General features: G+C 68.4%; 2 protein-coding genes and 1 pseudogene. 1 reads left to right on the top strand and 2 read right to left on the bottom strand.

Translation table 11 applies throughout. The features are described from left to right. Window positions 1-98: 98 nt before the first annotated feature. Window positions 99-1202: a sugar-binding domain-containing protein gene (locus tag QMF80_RS37560; RefSeq protein ID WP_283461872.1), complete on the bottom strand. Its 1104-nt coding sequence runs from the start codon at window positions 1200-1202 to the stop codon at window positions 99-101. Between the two features lie 633 nt (window positions 1203-1835). Between QMF80_RS37560 and QMF80_RS37555 the strand changes: the two genes are divergently transcribed. Beyond that, entirely contained in the window at window positions 1836-4487 is a 2652-nt protein-coding gene (locus tag QMF80_RS37555) for an RICIN domain-containing protein (RefSeq protein ID WP_283461870.1), read from the top strand. A gap of 250 nt (window positions 4488-4737) precedes the next feature. Here the strand turns inward: QMF80_RS37555 and QMF80_RS37550 are convergent. After that, window positions 4738-5130: pseudogene (locus QMF80_RS37550) on the bottom strand (amidohydrolase family protein); the annotation flags it as partial. Between the last annotated feature and the right edge of the window lie 125 nt (window positions 5131-5255).

Raw genomic sequence — 5255 nt, 5'->3', positions numbered from 1 at the left:
CAGGTAGCGCAGGGTGCCGCTGGACAGATCGATCGACGAGGGGTAGACAAGCACGCGAAGCTCCTGGCGGACACGGGTGATCTTGGTCGAGAACCCGTCTACCAGGAGCTTCGTCGTTCCGTACAGCCGGCAACCTCCAACACCTCACCGCCGCAGTCAGGTTGAAAAAGGCTCAGCGTGTCGTAGGCATCGCCCTTGCCGCCATTGTCGATCCGGTCGAAGTCCGCACCCTGCAGGCTGTCGCCGCGGAAGTTCACGCGCACGCCGTTGAGGTAGTAGTACTCGCCGTTCTGGCTGCTCTCCCGGAACCCGAACCGGTATGTGGCGTCGCTGGTGTGGCCGTCGTCGGTGGACGCGTGCACCGACAGCCGGTGCAGTTGGGCGCGGTACCCGGCCTGATAGGGCACGTTCGGCCACCAGTACGAGGTGGAGGCGAGGTTCCACGCCACCGGACCGACCGTCACCTTGGCGGTGGAGTGCGCGGCCACGGTGACCGTGCGGCTGGGCAGCGCCGGGTAGCTGGGCGACGCACCGTTGTCCGAGGCGAGCGCGCCGGTCAGCGTCACCGACCGCGAGCTGCCGGAGGTGTTCGTCACGGACACGTCGTAGGTGAGGGTCTTGTCGGCCACGGAGGTGCGGACGAACGTGTCGCTGACGTACACCGCCGGATACACGCGCAGGAACGCCGAGCGGTAGATGCCCTGGGGGACCGCCTCGGACCAATCGGCAGCGTCGGGAACCAGGGTCTTGGTCCCCTGCATCAGGGCATAGCGACCCTTCACGTTCACCCTGACCGTGTGGGTGGTGCCGGGTGCGGCGAAGGCGGAAATGTCGAAGTTCGACGACGTGAAGGAGGTGGTCTGGGTGGCGACCACCTGCCCGTCCACCGACAGCGTCGCCTGATGGTTCACCGCGCCGAACTCTATCCACGCCGACTGCGGCTGCCCCGCATCCGGCACGGTCACGGTTCGCGAGTACGTCGCCTCGTTCACGTCGGTGAAGCCCTGCTTGTACCAGCCCCCGCCGGGCACGGTGATCGACGTCGCGGCGCGGCCCTTCGGCGTGAAGCCCCACGTTCCGGCCAGGTCGACCGACTTGATCGCGGCATTACCCGCGGTAGACCCGTTGATGTCCGATACCGTCGTGGCGGACGCCGCCTGCGGCGCCACCAGGGCCGCGGCGAGCAGCGCCGTGACAGTCACAAACAACTGTGCGAAACGTCGCCGGCGTGGCGGTGGTCTGTGCTGGTACACGATTACCTCTGGGTGTTCGAGTTCGGAAAATTGTTAGCGCTCATATGCGTGCCTGCACGAAGGGGCCGACACGGGCGCGGGCGTGGCAGCGGATGCGTACCGGGGCCGCCGGCAAGGGCGCACGCGGCCGGATGTGAAGCAGTCTTGATCCCCTCGAGGACATGCGGGCCCCTGTCGTGACGTGTCAAGGAGATGTCCAGCCTGTAAGAAACAGGGACATGGGATGTATGTATAAGGCGCGTCGGAAGCGTTGTCCATGCTTCGAACAACAAAGATCGCCATGAAGGGCAACTCACCTGCCATTAGACGAAGTCGACGTGAGCCTGCGATGACGTGATCACACACCACTCCCCCCAAGTCATTGGATGTATCGCCGCGCTGCGACTCCGATGTACGGAGGGCAACAGCGCCACCCGGGCGCCGGCCAACGCCTACCGCACCACGAGGTGATCTGAAGAAAGTTCCCGGCTCGCGGCAACGCTTTGTGGTTCCCGTGGCAACAAGGGGGCAGATCCGGCCGGTTCCAGCAGCCGGAATCCGCATTTCCCCTGGCGAACGGCATGCAAGGAGAACACCTCCCCCATGAACAACCCCACGAACGGCGGGCGCCGCGGGCGTCACCGTCGTCGCTGGACCGCCACCGGCCTGCTGATCGGCGTACCGGCCGTCCTCGTGCCGTATCTCCTGTTCGTGCAGGAGAACTCGCAGGCCGCGACGGTTGACGGCGCGGCCTACTACCGGCTGGTTTCCGTGCGCAGCGGCAAGGTGTTGGACGTCAACAGCTTCTCCACCGCCGACGGCACCCGCATCCAGCAGTGGACCGACCAGAACACCGCCAACCAGCAGTGGAAGCTGAAGTCCAGCGGGGACGGCTACTACGCGCTGGTGAACCGCAACAGCGGCAAAGTGCTGGGCATAGCGGGCAATTCGACTGCCCAGGCGGCCGCTGCCGAGCAGCAGACCGACAGCTCCTCCACCTCCCAGCAGTGGCGGATCGACGATGTGGGCGGCACCGGCGCCGTCACCTTCACCTCACGCGAAAACGGCCAGGTCCTGGATGTCTCCGGGGGCTCGACGGCCGACGGCGCGGCGGTCATCCAGTATCCCGGCAGGGGCAGCACCAACCAGCAGTGGAAGCTGGTGAAGACGGCCCAGACCCAGGCGTCAGGGAATGGTGGGGCGCAGACCGCGGGCGCGGCCGGACCGTACGTGTGGAGGAACACCGAGGTGATGGGCGGCGGTTACGTCACCGGGCTGGTGTTCAACCCGCGCGAGAAGGACCTGCGGTACGCGCGCACCGACATGGGCGGCGCCTACCGCTGGGACACCGCGGCCAAGCAGTGGATCCCGCTGACCGACTGGGTCGGCGACAAGGACTGGAACCTGCTGGGCATCGACTCGCTGGCCACCGACCCCGTCGAGCCCAACCGGCTCTACCTCGCGGCGGGCACCTATACCAACGACTGGGCCGGCAACGGCGCGATCCTGCGCTCCACCGACCGTGGCCGCACCTTCCAGCGCACCAATCTGCCCTTCAAGCTGGGCGGCAACGAGGACGGCCGCGGGACGGGCGAACGGCTCGCGATCGACCCCGCAGCCCACGGCACCCTGCTGATGGGCACCCGCAAGAACGGACTGTGGCGCAGCACCGACTACGGCGTGACGTGGAGTCAGGTCTCCTTGTTCCCCGTCAAGAACGGGGCGAGCAGCGGCGGGGGCATCTCCTTCGTCACGTACGGCCCGGCCGGAAGCAAGACGGTATATGTCGGTGTCGCCGACAAGTCCACCTCCCTGTACCGCTCCACCGACGGCGGCAGCACCTGGCAGGCCGTCTCCGGGCAGCCCACCGGCCAGATGCCGCAGCACGGCGTGCTCTCCGGTGACGGCTCGCTGTACCTGACATACGCCAATGCCCTCGGACCCAACGGCGTGACGGCGGGCTCGGTGTGGAAGCACACGCCGGCCTCCGGGGCGTGGAAGAACGTCTCCCCGTCCAGCGGCAGCCACGGGTTCTCCGGTCTGGCCGTCGACCCGCAGAAACCCTCCACGGTGATGGTCACCACCCTCGACCGCTGGTGGCCCCAGGACGAGCTGTACCGGACCACCGACGGCGGCACGACCTGGAAGGCACAGGCCGCGAAATCGGAGCGGGACGCCTCCGGGGCTCCTTACGTCGGTACCGGCATCGGGCACTGGATGACCGCCCTGGCCATCGATCCCTTCGACTCCGGGCACGTGCTGTACGGCACCGGCAGCGGCATCTGGGGCAGCGCTGACGCCAACGCCACCGACAACGGCGGTACCAGCCACTGGATCGTGGGGTCCCGAGGGCTGGAGGAGACCTCGCTGATGGACGTGATCGCCCCGCCCGGCGGCGCCACCGCCATCACCGCCATGGGTGACCTGGGAGGTTTCCGCCACGACTCCCTGACGAAGGTGTCTGCCGGACGGCTGCAGAACCCGATGATGATCACCAGCACCGACATCGATTTCGCCCAGTCATACCCCTCGGCGATGGTCCGCGTCGGCCGTGGCGGCGCGGAGGACGGCGCCTACTCCACCGACGGCGGCAGCAGCTGGACCGGTTTCCAGTCGGAGCCGGTGGGCAGCGCCGACAGCGGCCAGGTCGCGCTCTCGGCGGAAGGCTCCGCCATCGTCTGGACCCAGGCCGGCCAGACCCCGTACCGCTCGGCCGACAAGGGGGCGAGCTGGTCGAAGGTCAGCGGCCTGGGCAACGGCGCCGTGGTCGTCGCCGACCGCTCCTCGGCCAAGACCTTCTACTCACTGTCCGACGGCAGGCTCTACGCCAGTACCGACGGCGGCGCGACCTTCACCGCCCGCGCCACCGGCCTGCCCGCCGGCCGGCTCACTGCCGTCCCCGGCATCGCCGGAGACCTGTGGATCTCCGGCGGCGGCAAGGGGCTGCTGCACTCCACCGACGGGGGCCACACCTTCACCGCACTCAGCACGGTGCAGTCCGCCTCCGCGCTCGGCTTCGGCAAGGCCGCTCCGGGCGCCACCTACCAGGCGCTGTACATGATCGGTACCGTCAAGGACGTCACCGGAGTCTTCCGCTCCACCGACAAGGGCGCCACCTGGCTCCGCATCAACGACGACGCCCACCAGTGGGGCAGCATCGGTAGTGTCGGCGTCATCACCGGCGATCCCGACACCTACGGCCGCGTGTATGTCGGCACCAACGGACGCGGCCTCCAGTACGGCGACCCGTCCTGACATCAGCGACCGAGAGGGGCCGCAGGCGCAACGGCCTGCGGCCCCGCCATGGCTGAGGGACCTCGCCGCGAAGACCTGCCGGCTCGCGGCGAACTGCCGGTTCGTCCCGAGCCGGTGGAGGCGGCGAAGGCGAGCTCGGTGGTGCCGGTGTGGCGTGCGGGACTTGCCTCGTCAGCGCCGTCATGCACTGCCAGCGCATCCTGCTGACTCTCGGGACCGGGGACCGGGACCGGGACTGGGGCCGGCTCGGTCAACGTCCGCTGACGTGCGTGGGGATGGCTGCCTGCTTCGGCCTGGACCCCGGTGCAGGGTCCTCCCCCGCTTCGGAGAGTCCGTAGACCCGGGCCGCCGTGCCGCCGAAGACCTGCGCACGCTCGCGCGACTCCAGATGCGCCGTGAACTCGACTGCTGTGCTGACCACTTGTTCGTAGGAGGCAGCCAGCAGGCAGACCGGCCAGTCGGAGCCGAACATGAGACGCTCGGGACCGAAGGCGTCCAACGCGGCCTCTGCGTACGGTCGCAGGTCGGCCGCGGTCCACCGGTCCCGGTCGGCCTCCGTCACCAGGCCCGAGAGCTTGCAGGAGACGTTGGGCTCGCGGGCCAGCTCGCGCAGCCGACCGGCCCAGGGGTCCAGCTCGCCGCTAGTGCTGTGACCGCATACGTTCACCGTGTCTGACGGTCCGGCGGCCACAACGCACTCAGGCGAGGAGGTGTGTGGCGATCTTCTGGGCGTGCTGTTTGGCTTCTTGGTGGGCGCGGGTGCGGGAA

The organism is Streptomyces sp. G-G2, from assembly GCF_030063135.1.
Lineage (GTDB): Bacteria > Actinomycetota > Actinomycetes > Streptomycetales > Streptomycetaceae > Streptomyces.
This window is presented reverse-complemented; position numbering and strand designations above follow the sequence as displayed.